This is a genomic window from Streptomyces sp. NPDC101178, from assembly GCF_044767965.1.
Lineage (GTDB): Bacteria > Actinomycetota > Actinomycetes > Streptomycetales > Streptomycetaceae > Streptomyces.
In genome coordinates this window covers 460,949-480,141 of record NZ_JBIWOZ010000007.1, presented here as the reverse complement: position 1 = coordinate 480,141, position 19,193 = coordinate 460,949, and the positions used below count along the sequence as shown (strand labels likewise).

The following is a 19,193-nucleotide window of genomic DNA, read 5'->3' as shown; positions in this document are numbered from 1 at the left end:
CGGTATCAGCGTGCCTTCGGCCAACGAACCACATACCGGGGCGACAAGCCCCCGCAAATTCCGTGCCTACACCGCCGCCCACCTGGACCAGCTGCTCTCGCGCGCAGGGCTCGGGCCCGACGAACGGCTCGCGGCGCGCGCCGTGGCCACGGTGCTGCCCTTCCGCACCAACCCCTATGTACTCGACGAGCTCATCGACTGGGACCGGGCGCCCGACGACCCCATCTACCGCCTGGTCTTCCCGCAGCCGGACATGCTGCCCGAGGCGGACGTCTCCCACATCGCCGGGCTGCTGCGCTCCGACGCGCCCCGACGCGAGGTCAACGCGGCCGCCAACCAGGTGCGCGCGCGGCTGAATCCGCACCCCGCGGGACAGCTGGAGCTCAACGTGCCGTCCTTCGGAGACGGGACGCTGCCCGGAGTGCAGCACAAGTACGACGAGACGGTGCTCTTCTTCCCCAAACAGGGGCAGACGTGCCACGCGTACTGCACGTACTGCTTCCGCTGGGCGCAGTTCGTGGGTGAACCCGATCTGAAGATGGCCGGTGAGGAGGGCGACTCGCTCGCCACGTACCTGCGGGCACACCCGAAGGTCACCAGCGTCCTGTTCACCGGCGGCGACCCCATGATCATGTCCGCCTCCGTCCTCGCCCGGTACGTCGAACCGCTGCTCGCCCTGGAGCAGCTGGAGACCATCCGGATCGGCACCAAGTCCCTCGCGTACTGGCCTGACACCTTCGTCGGTGACAGCGGTGCCGACGAGATGCTGCGCCTCTTCGAGAAGGTGACGGCGGCGGGCAAGAGCCTCGCCTTCATGGCCCACTTCACCCACCCGCGCGAGCTGGAGCCCGAGGTGGTCGCCACGGCCGTGCGCCGCGTGCAGGAGACGGGTTCGGTCATCCGGACCCAGGCCCCGCTGATCCGCACGATCAACGACGACCCGGAGACGTGGCGCTCGATGTGGCGCCGGCAGACGACCCTCGGCATGGTGCCGTACTACCTGTTCGTCGAGCGGGACACCGGGCCCCAGGACTACTTCGCCGTCCCCCTCGCGCGGGCCCATGACATATTCCAGGAGGCGTACCGGGGCGTGTCCGGTCTCTGCCGGACCGTCCGCGGGCCCTCGATGTCGGCGACACCGGGCAAGGTGTGCGTGGACGGGGTCGCGGAGATCGCCGATCAGAAGGTGTTCGTGCTCAGGCTGTTGCAGGCCCGGGACGCGTCGCTGGTGGGCCGGCCGTTCTTCGCCGCGTACGACCCGAACGCGGTGTGGCTCGACGATCTGAAGCCGGCGTTCGCCGACCGCTTCCCCTTCGAGCCGGCACTGGAGCGCGTGTAGTTCGGCGACCCCGCTGGGCGGGGCCCGGCACGTATGCCGGGCCCCGCCCAGCGGGTGGCCCCGGTGAGGCGGTCAGTCCTTCTTGAACGCCTCGACGAGGCTGGCGATGCTGTGCGCACCGAAGCCCTGCCCGACGCGGCGCTCGATCAGCGCCTGGATGGCGGCCGTGAAGTCGTTCTCGACACCGAGCTGCCGGTTCGTGGCGACCAGGTGGGCGATCGCGGCCTTGTTCGTGTCGAGGCTGGCGACCTCGGTCGCGAAGTCGCCCGCGTCGATCTCCTTGGCGCTCTGCGGCAGTGCCGGGGCGATGACGTGTTCGAGCCAGGTGGAGGCGAACGGCGTGAACGCCTCCGCCGACGCACCGGCCGTCCGCACAAGCGCCACAGCGTGGGTGTAGCCCGCGAGGGTGGACCACAGGAGCGAGAGCAGTCCGAGGTCGTAGATCATCGCGACACCGGCGTCTTCGCCGAGATGGACGCTGTTGCCGGCCAGCAGCTTCAGCAGCTCCTCGTGCTCGGCGAACAGCTCCTGCGAACCGGCGTAGAGGACCAGCGCGTGCTCCAGGCCGATCAGTTGCGGGACGGCCATGACGGCACCGTCCAGGTAACGGACGCCGATCTCCTGGGCCCGGGCGGCGAAGGAGCGCGCCTCGTCGGGAGTGCCCGAGGTGAGGTTGACGACGACCTTGCCCCGAAGCTCCTCGTGGGCGCCGGTGAACAGCTCGGTGAGCACGTCGTACGTGGAGACGCACGCCACGACGACGGGGCTGGCGGCGATGGCGTCCTTGACGTCGGGGGCGAGTACCGCGCCCTGCTGGACGAGTGCCTCGGCCTTGTCGGCCGAGCGGTTCCAGACCGTGGTCCGGTTGCCGTTCTTCACGAAGGCGGTGGCCAGGGCGGCGCCCATCATGCCCAGACCGAGGACGGTGACCGGGGTCTGGTTCGTGTCCGACATCGACTTGCTCCTCATGGTTGTTCTTCGGTGGCCAGAACTGCGGTGGAGGTGCGGCGCCCGGCACGGAGGAGCGGCCTGAAGGCAGGGCGGCGGACGCTGTGCCTGATCGGTCACCGCGTCGTACACGACCTGCCGTCGGCCCCTGTCCCCGGACGCGCTTCGGCCAGGTGAAGTACCAGGCGCCGGTGCGGGGGCCGGTGCTGTCGAAGGCGGTTGTCCCTCACGGTCGGCATGAAGCCGCCGGAATATCGATGCTCTCCCGTTCGTCCTCGGTCCGCCAGGCCACTTCCGGACTCCGGTGCGGCTGCAATTCACCTTCGGGCGCAGTCGATCTTAGTGCGGGTGGATCACCGATCGGTCATTGACAGGTGTGACCTCGGCGAAGAGCGCTTGGTGGGAACGGAGAGGACGGGGGATGAGCGAGGAGTGGAAATCCATCGATCGATTTCAGTCACTTCTCCGATACTCTCGCTGACTGTTCGGGCGCGCGAAAAGCCCGATTCCTGGACCACGCACAGCATCGTCGAGGAGGAAGCGAATGAAGTCTTTGAGGATCATACTTCCCGGTAGGGCGCACATATCGCGTCGTTCCGCACTCGAGTCGGGTACCGCCGTGGCACCGCTGCCTGCCAGGGGAAGCGCATCGACTGGAATCAGCCACACGGAGGCAGAAACGCTGCAAACGGGCGCCGCCATCCTCACCGGTACGGGTCTCGCGGAAATGGAGAGCGGCTGGAACTTCCGCCGCTCGGGCGGGGCCGCCTTCGCCGGCGGTGACACCGCGCCGGTTCCGGCCCGCTCCGCGGGCGGCGCCGGGCGGAGTGCGGCCCAAGGCGCCCGTGCCGTAACCGAGCTGACGGCCTGAAGGCCGGCCGTGGTGGATTACCCGGCGATTACTCGGCAACAGCGGCCTGGCCTGGCCGCTCATATACGTTCGCATCGCCGCCTTCGACGATTCGGTGCGCCGACGTCGTATGACGACCTGGGAGTTCCGAGATGACCCAACAGCAGTGTCCGTACGCGATCGACGTGTCCGGTGCTGACATCCACGGTGAGGCGACCGCGCTGCGCGCGCGTGGCCGTGCCGCACGGGTGGAGCTGCCGGAGGGCGTCAAGGCCTGGTGGGTCACCGATCAGGAGCTTCTCAAGCAGCTGCTGACGGATCCCAGGGTGTCGCGCGACACCTATCAGCACTGGCCCGCATGGCAGAACGGCGAGAGCGGTCTCGCTCAAACATGGTCGCTTGCCATGTGGGTGTCGGACCGGAATATGATCACGGCCTACGGACCGGACCACCGCCGACTGCGTAAACTGGTCGCCAAGGCATTCACGGCAAGGCGCACCACCGCCCTGCGATCGCGCATAGAAGAGATATGCGCCGACGTTCTGGACGAATTGGCAGCATTGGATTCACAGGCGCGGGAGGTACCTGTCGATCTGCGGAAGCATTTCGCCTATCCCGTGCCGACGCACGTGATCTGCCGGCTCCTCGGAGTTCCCGACTCGTTCCGCGACGACCTGCTCCAGGTCATCCACACGATGCTGGCGACCTCCACATCGGCGGAGGACGCCAAGGCCAACGAGACCCGGTTGTACGAGCTGTTCAACGAGCTCGTCGCGGTCAAGCGGCGCAGTCCGGGCGAGGACCTGACCAGTGAGCTGATCGCCGTTCGCGACGAGGACGGCGGCGTCGGTCTGGCCGAGCGGGAACTCGTCGACACCGTCCTGCTGATGTTCACGGCCGGCCACGAGACCACGGTCAACCTGCTCGACCACGCCGTGTACGCGCTGCTCAGCCACCCCGATCAGCTGAAGGCTCTGCAAGCGGGCGAGGTACCCTGGGAGGACGCGATCGAAGAAGTCCTGCGTCTCCAGGCCCCGTTCGCCAATCTGCCGATGCGGTACGCCGTCGAGGACATCGTCCTCGACGACCTCACCATCGCGCGGGGCGAGCCCATCGTCGTCTCCTTCGCGGCGGCGGGCCGTGATCCGAAGGTGCACGGTGCCACTGCGGACACCTTCGACGTGACCCGCCCCACACGCCGCGACCACGTGGCCTTCGGCCACGGTGTGCACCACTGCCTCGGCGCCCCTCTCGCCCGTCTCGAAGCAGCCATCGCGCTGCCGGCGCTCTTCGCCCGCTTTCCAGGCCTCGCGCTCGCGAGACCGGGCGAGGAACCTCCACCCCTCGAATCGTTCATCTCCAACGGGCACCGCGAACTACCGGTACTGCTCGGCCCGTAGGGACGAAGACACCACAGCTTCCGGACGCGGACCACCGCGCCCGGTCACCAAGCCCCCCGGCAGATCGGCCGGGGACATTGAAGGAGAGTTACCACACATGTCCAAGTACGCAGGCAAGAAGGCCGTCGTCATCGGCGGTACGCACGGCATCGGCCAGACCATCGCCAAGGGTCTGCTCGCCGAGGGGGCCGAGGTTCTGGTCACCGGTTACAACGAGAAGAACATCGAGGCGGCCAAGACGGCACTCGGCGCCAACGCGCACGTCGTCCGCTCCGACACCAGCGACCTCGGCGCCATCGACCTTCTCGGCAAGACCGTCGAGGAGAAGCTGGGCCAGTTCGACTACCTCTTCCTGAACGCCGGCACGGCCGTGCTGGAGCCGTTCAGCATCGTCACCGAGGAGTCGTTCGACCGGCAGTTCAACATCAATGTCAAGGGTGCGTTCTTCACCACGAAGCGCCTTGCCCCGCTGATGCGCGAGGGCGGCGGCATCGTCTACACGAGCTCCGTCGCCGACGAGGGCGGCACGCCTGGCATGAGCGTCTTCTCCGCCTCCAAGGCCGCGGGTATCTCCCTCACCAAGGTCTTCGCGTCGGAGCTCCTGCCGCAGAAGATCCGCGTCAACGCCGTCAGCCCGGGCTTCACCGACACCCCGAGCATGGGTGTCCCGGGCCTGAGCGACGAGGAGAAGAAGGGCTTCAGCGACCTCGGCGACGCGATCACGCCGATGCGCCGTCACGCCACCATGGAGGAGGTTGCCGGCGCCGCGATCTACCTGGCCGCCGACGCCACCTACACGACCGGTGCCCGGCTTCCGGTCGACGGTGGTCTGGGCGCGGGCCTCTCCTACCCGGAGGCGTAAGTACCGGCGTCCGCCAGGACGTCTCGGCCAATGCGTCGGCCCCGGCACGGACATCCGTGCCGGGGCCGACGCACGCGAGGGATGTGACACACCCGAACGGATGGGCCCGGAGCCGGCAGCGGCTCCGGGCCCTTAGCGAGCGTCCCGTCAGAACTTGCTCACCGTCTGGGTCGCGGCCCGTATGCCCGTCTCAATGGCACCGTCGATGAATCCGACCCAGCCGCTGGCGATGCCGTCGTTGGCGAACGCGATACGCCCGTGCGGCTGCTGGACGGCAGGCATGTGACGGGTGAGCTGCCCCGGCCGACGCAGCGCCCAGCCGCCGCGGGCGTACGGGTCCTTGCCCCAGTCGTGGGTCTTGATGTCGAGGACCTGCGCCTGCGGGAGCATGAGCTTGACGGTCTCCGTGACCTTCGCCTTGTTGGTGAGGTCGAAGGCCGCGTCCGAGCAGAAGCCGATCATCATCTGCTCGTTGTTCGGCAGCTCGTGGTACGAGAACAGCGCCGAGATCGGGAAGCCCTCGGGGCCGTTGGCGGAGACATGGCCGAAGTTGCCACTCACCTTCGCGAAGAACTTCCGGCTGATGGGCACTCCGCTGCCCTGTTTGGCGACTTCGGCGTGCATCTGCGGCAGACCGGGACGGAAGGAGATGTCCTTCCACACGTTGGCCGGAACCGCGACCACCGCCGCCCGCGCCGAGTAGGTGGTGCCGCCGCGCACGGTGACCGTCACGGTGCGGCCGTCGTCGGCGATGCTGGTGGCGGGGGAGTTGTAGACGATCTGCGCCTGGGCATCGGCCAGGATCTTCTTCAGCAGATCGTTCGTGCCACTGGTGGCCACCTGGCCGATCAGGGAGTGCCAGCCCTCGGGGGTGTGGCCGGCCAGTGCCCACCACGCGCCGAGGGCGGTGAGACCGCCGTCGGCGCTGTTACCGCCCGAGTAGCCGGAGGTCGTGCTGCTCACCCACCGCTCGTCACGGGCCGACAGCTTCAGCTCGTTGATCCGATCCCGGAGCGACTTGCCGTCGACCGCGCGTATCTGCGCGTCGGCGTACAGCGGCTCCAGCGGCCGCGGGTAGTAGGTCCTGGTGCCGTCGAAGAGACGGGCCAGCAGGCTGTCGTTGTGCGTGAACGCCTCGATCGCGTCCAGGTTCTCGAAACCGCCGGTGCCGTTCGGGTACACGGCACGCTGCGGCATCAGCCCCTCGGGGACGAGACCGACGCCGTACCGCTGCAGTTCCTTCATGACCAGGGTCTGGTCCTGCGAGAACCAGTTGGCCCCGAGCTCGATCCGCTTGCCCCAGAAGGTCGAGGTGAACGCCCGGCCGCCGATGCGGTCGCGTGCCTCCAGGATGAGCGGTCGCAGCCCGCGTGAGCGCAGCTCACGGGCGGCCGTGACGCCGGCGTAGCCGGCGCCGATGACGATCACGTCGTAGGAGCCCGGCTTGACCAGCCGCGCGTCCGGGCTGTCGGCGCGGGCGATCGAGGCGGCGGACCCCAGGCCGCCGATCGCGGCGGCACCGGCGGCCACCTTCAGGACGGAGCGCCGACGCATACCCCGGTCGGAACGTCGGTACACGGCTCTGTCGGTGGTGCCGGTCTCTTCAGTACTCATGATGGTGACCCCCCAGTGGTCGGAAGAACGGGACGGAGAGAAGTGCAAGGTGGCGGAGATGTCATGCGGTGCGCTCCGCCCGACCGCGGGCGGACGAGCGGAGCGCACCGCTCCCACCGCGCGCTCGGAACGGCGCGGTGGGAGCGGTCGGAGCGTTCCTCGGCTCAGAGGAACGGCGTCTCGGGGTCGAGGCCGAGCAGCACGCGGCCCTGTACCTCGAGGTTGGTGTTGGGCTGCAGCAGCGCGTGCAGCGAGAGGCCCTGGATGTCGCGGTGGAAGCGCTGGATCGGCACGCTGCGCTGGATCGCGGTGGCACCGGAGGCCGTGTAGAGGATCTCCACCGCCTCCTTCGCCAGCTGTACGGCGAAGGCGGTGCGACCGCGTACGTCGGCCTTCTCCTCCAGCGAGGGCTGCTCGTCCTGGTCGGCGTACTTCTGGAGGAGGCCGGTGATCTCGGTGAGCAGAGCCTCGCCCGCCGCGATCTTGTTGGCCGCGGTGGCGACCTGGATCTGCGTCAGCGGGTGCTTGCTCTGGTCGTCCCAGGACGTGTAGGTGATGCCGCGGCCGGGGATGCGCTCGAGGAACAGCTCATACGCGCCCCGGGCGATGCCGAGGACGGCGCCGGCGCACTCGGCCATGATGTAGGTGAACAGGCCGTAGCGGCGTCCGGGGGTCACCACGGCATCGCGGCCCGGCGTGGTGTTGCTGATCGCGTCCCCGTAGCCGACGACCCGGTGGGCGGGCACGAAGACGTTCTCGGCCGTGGTGGTGCAACTGCCGGTGGCGGCGGCCGACGAGGTGTTCCAGTCGTCCGTGATCGTGTACTCGGACAGCGGTACGACGGCGATCGCCTCGTCGTGGCTGCCGTCGGCGTTCTCGACGATGGCCGCCGACAGGTTCCAGTCGGCGGCCTTGCAGCCGGAGTTGAAGCGCCAGCTGCCGTTGAGCACATAACCGCCCTCGGTGGGGGTGAGCGTGCCGCTGGGAGTGAAGCCCCCGGAGACGCGGACCGAGCCGCCCGCGAAGACCTCCTCCTGCGCCTTGTCCCCGTACAGCGTCACCAGCCCTGCCGACGACACCCAGACCATGCCGAGCCAGGCGGTGGAGCCGCAGCCGCGGCCGATCTCGCGCAGGATCTCCACCTGCTCGCCGACGGAGAGGTCGAGTCCGCCGAACCGGGCCGGGGTGGCGATGCGGAACACTCCCGCCTTCTCCAGCAGGGCGATGCTCTCAGCGGGGATCCAACGGTCCTCCTCCGCCTTCTCGCCGGCCGCCCGGAGTGCGGGAATGATCTCCCGTACGGACTTCAGGACCTGCTCTGCCTGACTGGATGTCATTGCTTTCCTCTCTCGGAAGTACAGGCGCCCATGGCCTCAGGTGACTGGAACAAGCCACCTTGGCAGCGGGCGCCGCGAACCTATTGCCTGGGCGGCAAGTTGGCGTCCATCGTCGGTAACAGGCGGCTAACCGGCTGTTCTCCGGCGCCGGAGCCGGAGCATCCGGTTGGTTCCGTCCCGCGAGCCGACAACGGATCCGGCCAGAAGCCGGAAGCCGGCGCGTCGCGCGGATCGATCCGCTCGCGCGCAGGCCGGAGGCTGGAACGTGGCTTGCGGTCTCCCGTCAGCGCGTGCTGGTGTGCTCCTCGCCGAACGGCAGGTCCACCGCGTACAGCCACTGGTCGCCCACGCGGCGCAGCACGTCGAGGCCGACGCCTCGCAGATGCTCCCGGCCGCCGTCCTCGCCGGTGATCTGCATCGTCCAGTCGACCACCAGGAACGTGGTGTCGCCCGCCACGTACGCCTCGCGCACATCGGCGTCGATGGTCGGCTTGCGCTCAGCCAGGAATTCCTTGAGGAAAGCGCGCCGCGCCGCACCGTTGAGAGGGTTGCCGATCTCCCATACGCCCACGGCGTCCTCGGTGTAGCAGCTGTTTACGGCATCGGCGTCGCCCGCGTTGAACGCGGCCACATAGTGATCAAGGTGCTCCTCGATCTCGCTGGGCAGCTCGACGGGTGCGGTGTTCTCGGTCATGTCTCGGCTCTTCCGGTCGGAATGGAATGGGATGCGGGGGACCAACGTGCCGAGAAGGTATGGGAGGGCGTGACACCGTCGGGCCATCGTGCGGTAACACCTCTCCGCGACCCCGCCGGCGACCGGAACAGGCCGGTCACAGGGGCTGTACGCGGTGGATTACCGGTCCGTGATCGAGCGCTGGCGCCGGCGCGGTCGGCCGCCTGTACGGTCGCATTTCGAAAAGTGCAGAACACCGGTTCACGACGTGCCGTTGGCGAATCCGGATACCCCAAAGGGCAGTTGTCCCCGTGCACACCGCCTGTACCGAGGAGAGACTGAACCGGCATGGTGAACAAGGCTGATCACCCCGCAAAGCCCCAGCAGCCCGACGAGGCGAAGCTGGTCGACTACCTGAAACGCCTCACCGTCGATCTGCGGAAGGCGAAGCAGCGGATCAGTGAACTCAAGAGCGCCCGGACCGAGCCCATAGCCGTCGTCGGCATGGCATGCCGGTTCCCCGGCGGCGTGCAGTCGCCGGACGACCTGTGGCAGCTCGTCAAGGACGGTGTCGACGGCATCACCCCGTGGCCCACCGACCGCGGCTGGGACATCGACGGCCTCTATCATCCGGAGCCCGGCACCCCCGGCACGTCGTACACCCGCGAGGGCGGATTCCTGCACGACGCGGCCGACTTCGACGCCGCGTTCTTCGGCATCTCCCCGCGCGAGGCGCTGGGTATGGACCCGCAGCAGCGCCTGCTCCTGGAGACCGCGTGGGAGGCGCTGGAGAGCGCCGGGATCGACCCCGCGACGCTGACCGGCAGCCGCACCGGCGTCTTCGCCGGCATCGTGGAGCAGAGCTACCTCGACCGTGAGGGCCCCGAAGAGCTGGAGGGGTACCTGATGACGAGCAAGCTCAGCAGCGTCGCCTCCGGGCGCGTCGCCTACACCTTCGGCTTCGAGGGCCCCGCCGTCTCGCTGGACACCGCGTGCTCCTCGTCGCTCGTGGCCCTGCACATGGCCGTGCAGTCCCTCCGGTCCGGCGAGTCGACGCTCGCACTCGCGGGCGGTGTGACGGTGTCCGGCTCGCCGAGCGGTTTCGTGGACTTCTCCCGGCAGCGCGGCCTCTCCGCGGACGGCCGCTGCAAGTCCTTCGCCGCCGCGGCGGACGGGACCGGATGGAGCGAGGGCGTCGGCCTCGTCGTGGTGGAGCGCCTCTCGGACGCGGTGCGCAACGGGCACCAGGTCCTCGCGGTGATACGCGGCACGGCCGTGAACCAGGACGGCGCGTCCAACGGCTTGACCGCCCCGAACGGCCCGTCGCAGGAGAGGGTGATCCGCCAGGCGCTGGCCGGGGCTGGCCTGTCCACGGCCGACGTGGACGCGGTCGAGGCGCACGGCACCGGCACCAGGCTCGGCGACCCGATCGAGGCGCAGGCGCTGCTCGCCACCTACGGCCAGGACCGCCCTGCCGAACGGCCCCTGTATCTCGGCTCCTTGAAGTCGAACATCGGACACTCGGTCGCGGCCGCGGGCGTCGGCGGCGTGATCAAGATGATTCAGGCGATACGCCACGGCGAACTGCCCAGGACGCTGCACGTCGACGAGCCGACCGGGCACGTCGACTGGGACGCGGGCGCCGTCGAGCTGCTGACCGAGGCCAGGCCCTGGCCCGAGACCGGCCGGCCCCGCAGGGCCGGGGTGTCGGCCTTCGGCGTGAGCGGGACGAACGCGCACGTCATCGTGGAACAGGCACCGCAGGCCGCAGCGGACCCGGAGCCGGCCGGGGCCGCACCCGAGGTCAAGGCGCTGCCGCTCGTCCCGTGGCTGCTCTCGGGGAAGTCGCCCGAGGCACTCCGGGCCCAGGCGCAGCGGCTGCTGACCCACCTCCAGCACGCCGGGGCCTCCACCGGCGGCACGCCGCAGGCCCTGGACGTCGCGTACTCGCTGGCGACCGGGCGTGCGGCTTTCGAGCACCGCGCCGTGATCACCGGCGGCGACAGCGGCGAACTGCTCGACGGGGTGAAGGCGCTCGCGGCAGGCGAGTCCCACCCATCACTGCGGACGGGATCACCGGCACGGGGCAGGACCGCCTTCCTGTTCACCGGTCAGGGAGCACAGCGTGTCGCCATGGGCCGTGAGCTGTACGCGGCGTTCCCCGTCTACGCCGCCGCCTTCGACGAGATCGCCGAGGCCTTCGCCCCTTATCTGGACCGGTCGCTCGCCGACGTGATCGCGGACGCCGCCGAGCTCGACCGGACCTGCTACACCCAGCCTGCGCTGTTCGCCGTGGAAGTGGCCCTCTTCCGCCAGTTCGAGGCGTGGGGCATCCGGCCGGACCATGTGGCCGGGCACTCCGTCGGAGAGCTGGCCGCGGCCCACGTGGCGGGAGTGTTCGGACTGGCCGACGCCTGCCGGCTGGTGGCGGCGCGCGGCCAGTGGATGCAGGCCGCGCGGCCCGGCGGAGCGATGGTCGCCGTTCAGGCTTCCGGCACCGAGATCCTCGAATCGCTGCACGGACTCGGCGACGCCGTCTCCGTCGCCGGGCTCAACGCCCCCATGTCCACCGTGATATCCGGCGACGCGGAGGCCGTGGCCCGGATCGCCGAAGGATGGCGGGAGCGGGGCCGCAAGACCCGGCGTCTGGCCGTCAGCCACGCCTTCCACTCGGCGCACATGGACGGGGTGCTCGACGACTTCCGCACCGTGGCCAAGGAGGTGACCTACCGGGCCCCGCAGATCGACCTGGTCTCCACGGTCACCGGCAGGCTCGCCACCACCGAGGAGCTCACCTCGCCCGACTACTGGGTCGAGCAGATCCGGCGCACCGTCCGGTTCACCGAGGCTGTGGCGACCCTGGACGCCGAAGGCGTCACCACCTTCCTGGAGCTCGGCCCCGACGCCGTGCTCACAGCCCTCGTCGCGCAGGGCCGGGCCGAACCCGACGCGGTCGGCACCGTGGCCGCGCTCCGTCGCGACCGGGACGAGCCGAAGTCGCTGGTCGAGGCGCTCGGCGCCCTGCACCTACGCGGCGTGGCCGTCGACTGGCAGGCCTGCTTCGGCGCCACCGGCGCCCGCCGCGTCGAGCTCCCCGGCTACGCCTTCCAGCGCGAACGCTTCTGGCTGGCGCCCACCGGCACGGCCCTGGACGCCTCCGGCCTCGGTCTCCAGGACGGCCCGCACCCCCTGCTGGCGGCGCAGGCGCAACTCGCCTCCTCCGACAGCGCGCTGTTCACCGGCAGGGCATCGCTGCGCAGCCACCCCTGGCTCGCCCGCCATACGGTCCACGGGGTGCCGGTGCTGCCCGCGGAGGCGATCGTGGACCTGGTCGTCCGGGCCGGCGACGACCTCGGGACCAGTGTCCTGGACCGGCTCACCCTGGAGACCCCGGCCGCTCTGCCCGACGACGGGAGCCTCCAGATCCAACTGGCCCTCGACGCGCCCGCCGAGGACGGGAGCCGCCTCTTCACCCTGCACGGGCGTCCCGCCGGAGCCGACGTGCCCTGGACGGTCCACGCGAGCGGCCGGCTGACCAGCTGCCGGTCCTCCCCGGCGGTGCGGCCGGCCGACTGGCAGACCGCCGACGCGTCGGCCCTACCGCTCGGCGCCGAGCACAGGAAGGACGGCATCACAGCGGCCTGGCGCAACGGTGACGAGGTCGTCGCCGACATCGAACTCGACCCCGCACTGCACGGCGAGGCCGACGGGCTCGGCGTACACCCCCTGCTGCTGAGGGCCGCCCTGCGTGCGGCCCGGATCGCCGACGACATCTCCGGCGAGGCACGGATCCCGGTGGCCTGGCAGGAGTTCACGCTGTACGCGACGGGGGCGACCGCCCTGCGCGTACACGCCCGTACGACGGGGGACTCCACCGTCAGCCTGCGTCTGGAGGACCGGTCCGGCCGCCCCGTCGCGGAGGCCCGCGCCGTGACGGGGCGCGCCGTGACCCGCCACGAGGCCGAGGCCGCCCGCTCCCGGGACGCGGACGCGCTGTTCCACGTCGACTGGCGCCCCGCACAGCTGCCCGGCCTCGATCCCGGCACCCGGGCCGACGCGCTTCCCGTATGGCGCAGCGGCCCCGCCGGGGAGGTGCCGAGCTCTCTGCACACCCGACTGCACGCCACCTTGGAACGGGTGCGCGCGCACCTGGCCGAGCCGGACGGCGACACGGCTCCGCTGGTCGTGGTGACCCGTGGCGCCGTCGCGGCCGGCGGCGACCGGACCGTCGATCCCGCCGCCACCGCCGAATGGGGGCTGGTGCGCTCGGCCCAGTCCGAAGCGCCCGGCAGGATCGTCCTCGTGGACACCGACCCCGACGCCCCGGCCGACAGGGTGGCGGCGGAACTGGACGCCGTGCTCCCCGCCCTCCTCGCATCGGGCGAGGCCCAGGCGGCGATGCGTGACGGAAAGGTCCTCCTGCCGCGCCTGCGCCGCACCGGACCCGCCGCACCGGACGCGCGCCCGGCCGGAGCGTGGACGCCCGAGGGCACTGTCCTGATCACCGGTGGTACCGGCAGCCTCGGCAGCCTGTTCGCCCGCCACCTCGTACGCGAACACGGCGTCGGACACCTCCTGCTGCTCAGCCGCCGCGGCCCGCACGCGCCCGGCGCCGAGGCCCTGCGGGAGGAGCTGGCCGCCTTGGGAGCGACGGTCACCATCGCTGCCTGCGACGCGGCCGACCGCGACGAGCTGGCCGCCGTACTCCACCGCATCCCCGCCGCGCACCCGCTGACGGGCGTGGTGCACACGGCCGGTGTCATCGACGACGGCCTCGTGTCCGACCTGACGCCCGAGCGCCTCTCCGCCGTCCTGCGGCCCAAGGCCGATGCCGCGTGGAACCTCCATGAGCTGACCCAGGACATGGACCTGACGGCCTTCGTCCTCTTCTCCTCCATCGCCGGCGTCATCGGCGGCGCGGGCCAGGGCAACTACGCGGCGGCCAACGCCTTCCTCGACGGCCTCGCCGCCCGGCGGGCCGCCCACGGCCTGCCGGCCGTCTCCGCCGCGTGGGGCCTGTGGGACCAGGCGCCCGCAGCCGACGGCGGGGGCGGCACACCGCCGGTCACCTCGGGTATCACCGGTGCCCTGGGAGCCGGTGACATCGCCCGCATCGCCCGCGCGGGCTTCCGGCCCATCGGCTACGAGCAGGGCCCGGCCCTGCTCGACCTCGCGCTGGCCCGGCCGCACCCCGCACCGGTGATCACCCCGCTGGACATCGCCGCCATGCGGGAGCGGCCCGCCCAGGCGCCGCTGCTCGCCGCGGCTCTCGTTCGCAGGCCGGCCCGGCGCACCGCCAACAACTCCGTCCACACGGCGGGCGCTCTGGCCCAGCGGCTGGAAGGACTGGACACCGCCGAGCAGCTGCGCCTCGTCCTGGACGTCGTCGTCGACGCCTCGGCCGCGGTGCTCGGTCACGGCGGAGCGTCCTCGATCGGCCCCGACCAGCCCTTCGCGCAGCTCGGCTTCGACTCGCTGACCTCGGTCGAACTGCGCAACAGGCTCGCCGCCGATCTCGGGCTCCCGCTTCCCGCCACCGTCGTCTTCGACCACCCCACCCCGCGCGCCATGGCCGAGTACCTGCGCCCCGCCATGGCCGGCGAGGCGGCGGCCGACACCCCGGCCGCCGAGGACGCCCGGACCTACCAGGCCGAGATCCGCCTCGACGACGACATCAGGGCCGCGGAGCACGTCGTACGCCAGGTCGACGACCCGGCGGAGATCCTGCTGACGGGCGCGACCGGATTCCTCGGCGCCTTCCTGCTGCGGGACGTGATGCGGCAGACCCGCGGCACGGTGCACTGCCTGGTCCGGGCGGCCGACGAGGCTGAAGGCATGCGGCGGCTGCGCGAGAACCTGGAGTGGTACCGGGTCTGGGACGACATCGACCCCGACCGGCTCCGCGCCCTCCCCGGCGATCTCGCCCAGCCCGGGCTCGGCCTCGGCGAGGAGGTCTTCGACGCCCTGGCTCGCAGCGTCGACGTCGTCTACCACGCGGGCGCGACCGTGCACTGGCTGCACCCGTTCAGCACCCTCAAGGACGCGAACGTCGGCGGCACCCGGGAGATCCTGCGGCTCGCCGCACGCCACCGCACCGTGCCCGTCCACTACCTTTCCACCACCGGCGTCTTCGCCGGGGAGCGCGCCCAGGGCAGGCCGCTCGCGGTGGACGACCCGACCGGCCCCGCCGAGGTGCTGCCGAGCGGCTATCTGCGCAGCAAGTGGGTGGCCGAGCAGGTCATCGGCATCGCCCGCGACCGCGGCCTTCCGGTCTCCGTCTACCGCGTGGACGTGATCTCCGGCGACCAGGTCAACGGTGCCTGCCAGACCCGGGACTTCGTCTGGCTGAGCCTGCGCGGCCTGCTCCAGGCCGGCGCCGTACCGGCCGGACTGACGGCAAAGGTGCCTCTGACCCCCGTCGACTACGTCAGTGCGGCGGTGGTCGCACTGTCCCAGCGGCCGGGAACGGCCGACGGCACCTTCCACCTCTACAACCAGAGCCACCTGAGCTTCGCGGACTTCATCGCCGAGCTGCGCTCGGAGGGACACCGGCTGGACGACGTCGACTGGGACACCTGGAGTTCGCTGATCAGGTCGGACCCCGACAACGTGATGCTGCCGCTGGTCGAGGCGTTCGAGATGATGGCCCACGACAACGCCGTGTTCTATCCGCCGGTCGACACCTCCGTGGCCGAGCGCGCGCTCGCGGACACGGGCGTGGTCTGCCCGCCGATGACGGTCGACCTGTTCCGCCGGTACGTCGAGTTCTTCGTCGAGGCGGACTTCTTCCCGGCGGCGGGCGACGTCCCCCGGAACGTGCGGCGCGACCAGCACTCCTCCTGACACCTTCCACATGACCGAATCGACGGCCTGACAGCAGGTCAGGACGACAGGTGGCCGCCCGGCCCTGCGCAGGGCCGGGCGGCCACCGGATGGGATCGCACCTTGGACAGCGTATGGTTCCGCCGGTTCGCCGCACCCGGCACCGGTGACGGCACGACGCCGCAACTCATCTGTTTCCCGCACGCGGGCGGTGCCGCCTCCGCCTACGTGGCTCTGTCCCGCGCCCTCGCCGCGGATGCGGACGTGTTGGCCGTCCAGTACCCCGGCCGCCAGGACCGTCGGAAGGAGGAGCCCGCCACCGACCTGACGGCGCTGGCCCGCACCATCGCCGACGCGCTGGCGCGCGACCTCACCCCCGGCCGTCCGTACGCCTTCTTCGGCCACAGCATGGGCGCGATCCTCGCGTACGAGACGGCCCGGCTGCTCGCGCGGTCGGCGGCACCCGCGCCCGTCCGGCTCTTCCTGTCGGGGCGGGGCGCCCCGGCACCGGAACCCCTGCGCAGTGATCTGATCGACGGGGACGCCGAACTCCTCGCCGCGATACGCCGGCTGGGGGGTACGGGACAAGGCATCCTCGACGAGCCGGAGCTCCTGGAGATGGCACTGCCCGCCCTGCGCGCCGACTACCGCGCGCTCGGCGCCTACCGCTGGCGCCCCGGCCCGCCCCTCGACGTGCCGTTCACCGTCCTGGTCGGCGCGTCCGACCCGGTGGTCCCCACGGAGGACGCCCGGGGCTGGCTCGCCCACTCGACGCGGGAGAGCCGGATGCGGGTGTTCCCGGGCGGCCACTTCTACCTGGACGAGGCGGTGGCGGAGGTCGCGGACGAGGTCCGTACGTCCCTGGCGGCTCACGCCGCGGTGTGAGCCGCGCCTCTGTCCGATCCGCAGGGCTACCTCATCCAGCAACAGATCTGAGAGGCCCCCCGCCCGGTGCGGGGGGCCTCTCCGCATCCGTGGGCCCCGCCTCACGACCTGCGGCACCGAGAGCCGCCACCCCTCCGGGCGGGTGAGTTCGACCGGTCAGGCCGGGGTCCGTTCCCTCCGCGAACACGCCGGGCAACCCACAGCGATGACCGCGCGGGATCAGCTCGCACGGGCGGGCATCGAGGTGTCCAGCGCGACCGAGACGGCCAGCAGGGCGAGGGCCGTTCCCATCATGTAGCGCTGCACCTTGAGCCAGGACGGGCGGCGGGCGAGGAACACAGCGATGGATCCGGCGGCCAGGACGATGCTCAGGTTGATCGTGAGGGCCACCGCGATCTGGACGGAGCCGAGCACGAACCCCTGGAACAGCACGTGTCCCGAATCCAGGTTGATGAACTGCGGGATGAGGGAGAGGTACATGATGGCGATCTTCGGGTTGAGCAGGTTCGTCATCAGCCCCATCGTGAACAGCTTGCGCGGCGAGTCGTGCGGCATCTTCTGGGGGGCGAAGACGGAGACGCCCCCGGGCTTCAGGGCGGTCCAGGCGAGGTGGGCGAGGTACGCCGCCCCGGCCAGCTTCACCGCGACGTACAGCTCGGGCACCGCTGTGAACACCACCGAAAGGCCGAGGTTGGTCGCCAGCAGGTAGACCAGGAACCCCACCGCGACGCCGCCGAGGGAGACGACGCCGGCGCGCCGTCCCTGGGTGATGCTCCGGGAGACGAGATAGATCATGTTCGGGCCGGGGGTCAGTACCATCCCCAGGGCGACCATCGCGACCCCCAGTACTCCGGTCAGCTCAACCATGTGCTGCGCGCCGCCTTCGGTTCGAGAACTGCTCTTCGGTCGGTCGGTTCCGCGCTGCTCGGTGAATTTCCGGGCTCCTGACGGAGTCGTGTATCGGTGCAATGGAAGTGTAAGTTCCCTTCTTTGCTCGGTTCAATATGAAAGATTGAACTCGGTGCAATGTTGTGCTTCGATGCCCACCAGGCACATCGATGGGCGATGACCGAAGAGAGTGCGGAAGGTGAGGCCCGTGAAGGACTACCGGAGCGTCGCCGACGCGGTCGCCGCGGAGATCGGAGCGGGCCGGCTCAGGGCGGGTGAACGGCTGCCCACCCAGAGGGAATTCGCTCGGCAGTACGGCATCGCCAATTCCACGGCCACCCGCGTCTATCAGGAGCTCGCACGCCGGGGTTTCACCGAGGGCCATGTGGGGCGGGGGACGTTCGTGCGCGATGCTTCAGGCGCGGCGGCCCCGGCGCCCGCACTGTCCGAACCCGCCGACAGCAGAGTCGACTTGGAGCTGAACTACCCCGTGGTGCCCGAGCAGGCAAAGCTGCTCGCCGCCGGTCTGGGGAAGCTGCTGAGGCCGGGCCGGCTGGAGCCGGTACTGCGCCCGGTCGGTGCGGCCGGTACCGGCACCGCCCGCGATGCGGCGGCCGACCTGCTCGCCCGGGGCGGCTGGCGCCCCGATCCGGCGCGGATCCTGTTCGCCGGGAGCGGCCGGCAGGCGATCTCGGCGGTCGTCGCGGCGGTGACCCGGCCGGGCGCGCGGCTGGGCGTCGAGGAGCTGACGTACCCGGTGCTCAAGGCGATCGCCACCCGGCTCGGCGTCACCCTCGTGCCGCTCGCCATGGACGAGGCCGGGCTGATCCCGGAGGCGGTGGAGGAGGCGCACCGGGCCGGGCCGCTGCACGCCGTCTACGTACAGCCCGTCCTGCACAATCCGCTGTCGCTGACCATGCCCGCCGGCCGGCTGGACCGCTTGGCCGATGTGCTGCTGACGTGCGGTATCCATGCGATCGAGGACGCCGTCTGGGCGTTCCTCCGGGACGATCTGCCGCCCCTCGCGTCGCGTGCGCCCGAGCGGACGGTCCTCGTCGACAGTCTGTCCAAGCGGCTGTCCCCGGGGCTCTCCCTCGGCTTCGCGGTGGCCCCCGCCGCCGCGTCGGGCGGGGTCGCGGCCGCGCTGCGCTCGGGGGGCTGGACGCCCATGGGTTTCCCGCTGGAGGCGATGGCCCGGTGGCAGGCGGACGGCGTCGTGGAGACGCTCGTACGGGCCAAGCAGCGGCAGGCCGTGGAGCGGCAGGAGATCGCGCAGCGCCACCTCGGGGACTTCGTGACCCGTAGCGCGCCGGGGTCGTACTACCGCTGGTGGGAGCTGCCGCATCCGTGGCGCGCCGACACCTTCGTGGCCGCCGCGGCGCGGCACGGCATCGCGGTCACCCCGGCCGCCGCGTTCTCCGCCGGCCGTCACCGGGGCTCGCACGCGATCCGCCTCGGCCTCGCGTCGCCCGCCGAGGACACCCTCTCCCGGGCGCTCGCGACCCTGGCCGACCTCGCGAGGTCCGCCCCGGAGGACCTCGCCCAGGACTGAGACCAGGACGGCGGGGGGCCGTC

11 protein-coding genes are annotated in these 19,193 nt (G+C 70.9%); 6 read left to right on the top strand and 5 right to left on the bottom strand.

The window, feature by feature from the left end; translation table 11 throughout:
- The first annotated feature begins 10 nt into the window (after positions 1-10).
- Positions 11-1,339: a KamA family radical SAM protein gene (locus ACIRR8_RS22425; protein ID WP_404067516.1), complete on the top strand. Its 1,329-nt coding sequence runs from the start codon at positions 11-13 to the stop codon at positions 1,337-1,339.
- A gap of 72 nt (positions 1,340-1,411) precedes the next feature.
- On the opposite strand, the gene ACIRR8_RS22420 is transcribed toward ACIRR8_RS22425, so the two are convergent.
- Complete coding sequence (locus tag ACIRR8_RS22420) at positions 1,412-2,293, bottom strand: NAD(P)-dependent oxidoreductase (protein ID WP_404067513.1); 882 nt, start codon at positions 2,291-2,293, stop codon at positions 1,412-1,414.
- A 996-nt stretch (positions 2,294-3,289) separates the two neighbouring features.
- Between ACIRR8_RS22420 and ACIRR8_RS22415 the strand changes: the two genes are divergently transcribed.
- Complete coding sequence (locus ACIRR8_RS22415) at positions 3,290-4,537, top strand: cytochrome P450 (RefSeq protein WP_404067510.1); 1,248 nt, start codon at positions 3,290-3,292, stop codon at positions 4,535-4,537.
- Positions 4,538-4,634: 97 nt separating this feature from the next.
- Positions 4,635-5,399: an SDR family oxidoreductase gene (locus ACIRR8_RS22410; RefSeq protein WP_404067507.1), complete on the top strand. Its 765-nt coding sequence runs from the start codon at positions 4,635-4,637 to the stop codon at positions 5,397-5,399.
- 147 nt (positions 5,400-5,546) lie between these two features.
- Here ACIRR8_RS22410 and ACIRR8_RS22405 read toward each other — a convergent pair whose 3' ends face one another.
- From ACIRR8_RS22405 to ACIRR8_RS22395, 3 genes are all read right to left on the bottom strand, one after another.
- Positions 5,547-7,013, bottom strand: a complete 1,467-nt coding sequence (locus tag ACIRR8_RS22405; protein WP_404067505.1) for a flavin monoamine oxidase family protein — start codon at positions 7,011-7,013, stop codon at positions 5,547-5,549.
- A 164-nt stretch (positions 7,014-7,177) separates the two neighbouring features.
- A complete protein-coding gene (locus ACIRR8_RS22400; RefSeq protein WP_404067503.1) occupies positions 7,178-8,350 on the bottom strand; it encodes an acyl-CoA dehydrogenase family protein in 1,173 nt (390 codons plus the stop codon).
- 283 nt (positions 8,351-8,633) lie between these two features.
- Positions 8,634-9,044: a YybH family protein gene (locus ACIRR8_RS22395; protein ID WP_404067500.1), complete on the bottom strand. Its 411-nt coding sequence runs from the start codon at positions 9,042-9,044 to the stop codon at positions 8,634-8,636.
- Between the two features lie 330 nt (positions 9,045-9,374).
- On the opposite strand from ACIRR8_RS22395, the gene ACIRR8_RS22390 reads away from it, so the two are divergent.
- Together ACIRR8_RS22390 and ACIRR8_RS22385 are read left to right on the top strand one after the other, a co-directional pair.
- Entirely contained in the window at positions 9,375-15,866 is a 6,492-nt protein-coding gene (locus tag ACIRR8_RS22390; protein WP_404067615.1) for a type I polyketide synthase, read from the top strand.
- A gap of 102 nt (positions 15,867-15,968) precedes the next feature.
- Positions 15,969-16,730, top strand: a complete 762-nt coding sequence (locus tag ACIRR8_RS22385; RefSeq protein WP_404067497.1) for a thioesterase II family protein — start codon at positions 15,969-15,971, stop codon at positions 16,728-16,730.
- 219 nt (positions 16,731-16,949) lie between these two features.
- Here ACIRR8_RS22385 and ACIRR8_RS22380 read toward each other — a convergent pair whose 3' ends face one another.
- Positions 16,950-17,597: a LysE family translocator gene (locus ACIRR8_RS22380; RefSeq protein WP_404067495.1), complete on the bottom strand. Its 648-nt coding sequence runs from the start codon at positions 17,595-17,597 to the stop codon at positions 16,950-16,952.
- Positions 17,598-17,826: 229 nt separating this feature from the next.
- Between ACIRR8_RS22380 and ACIRR8_RS22375 the strand changes: the two genes are divergently transcribed.
- Entirely contained in the window at positions 17,827-19,170 is a 1,344-nt protein-coding gene (locus ACIRR8_RS22375; protein WP_404067492.1) for a PLP-dependent aminotransferase family protein, read from the top strand.
- Positions 19,171-19,193 lie beyond the last annotated feature (23 nt).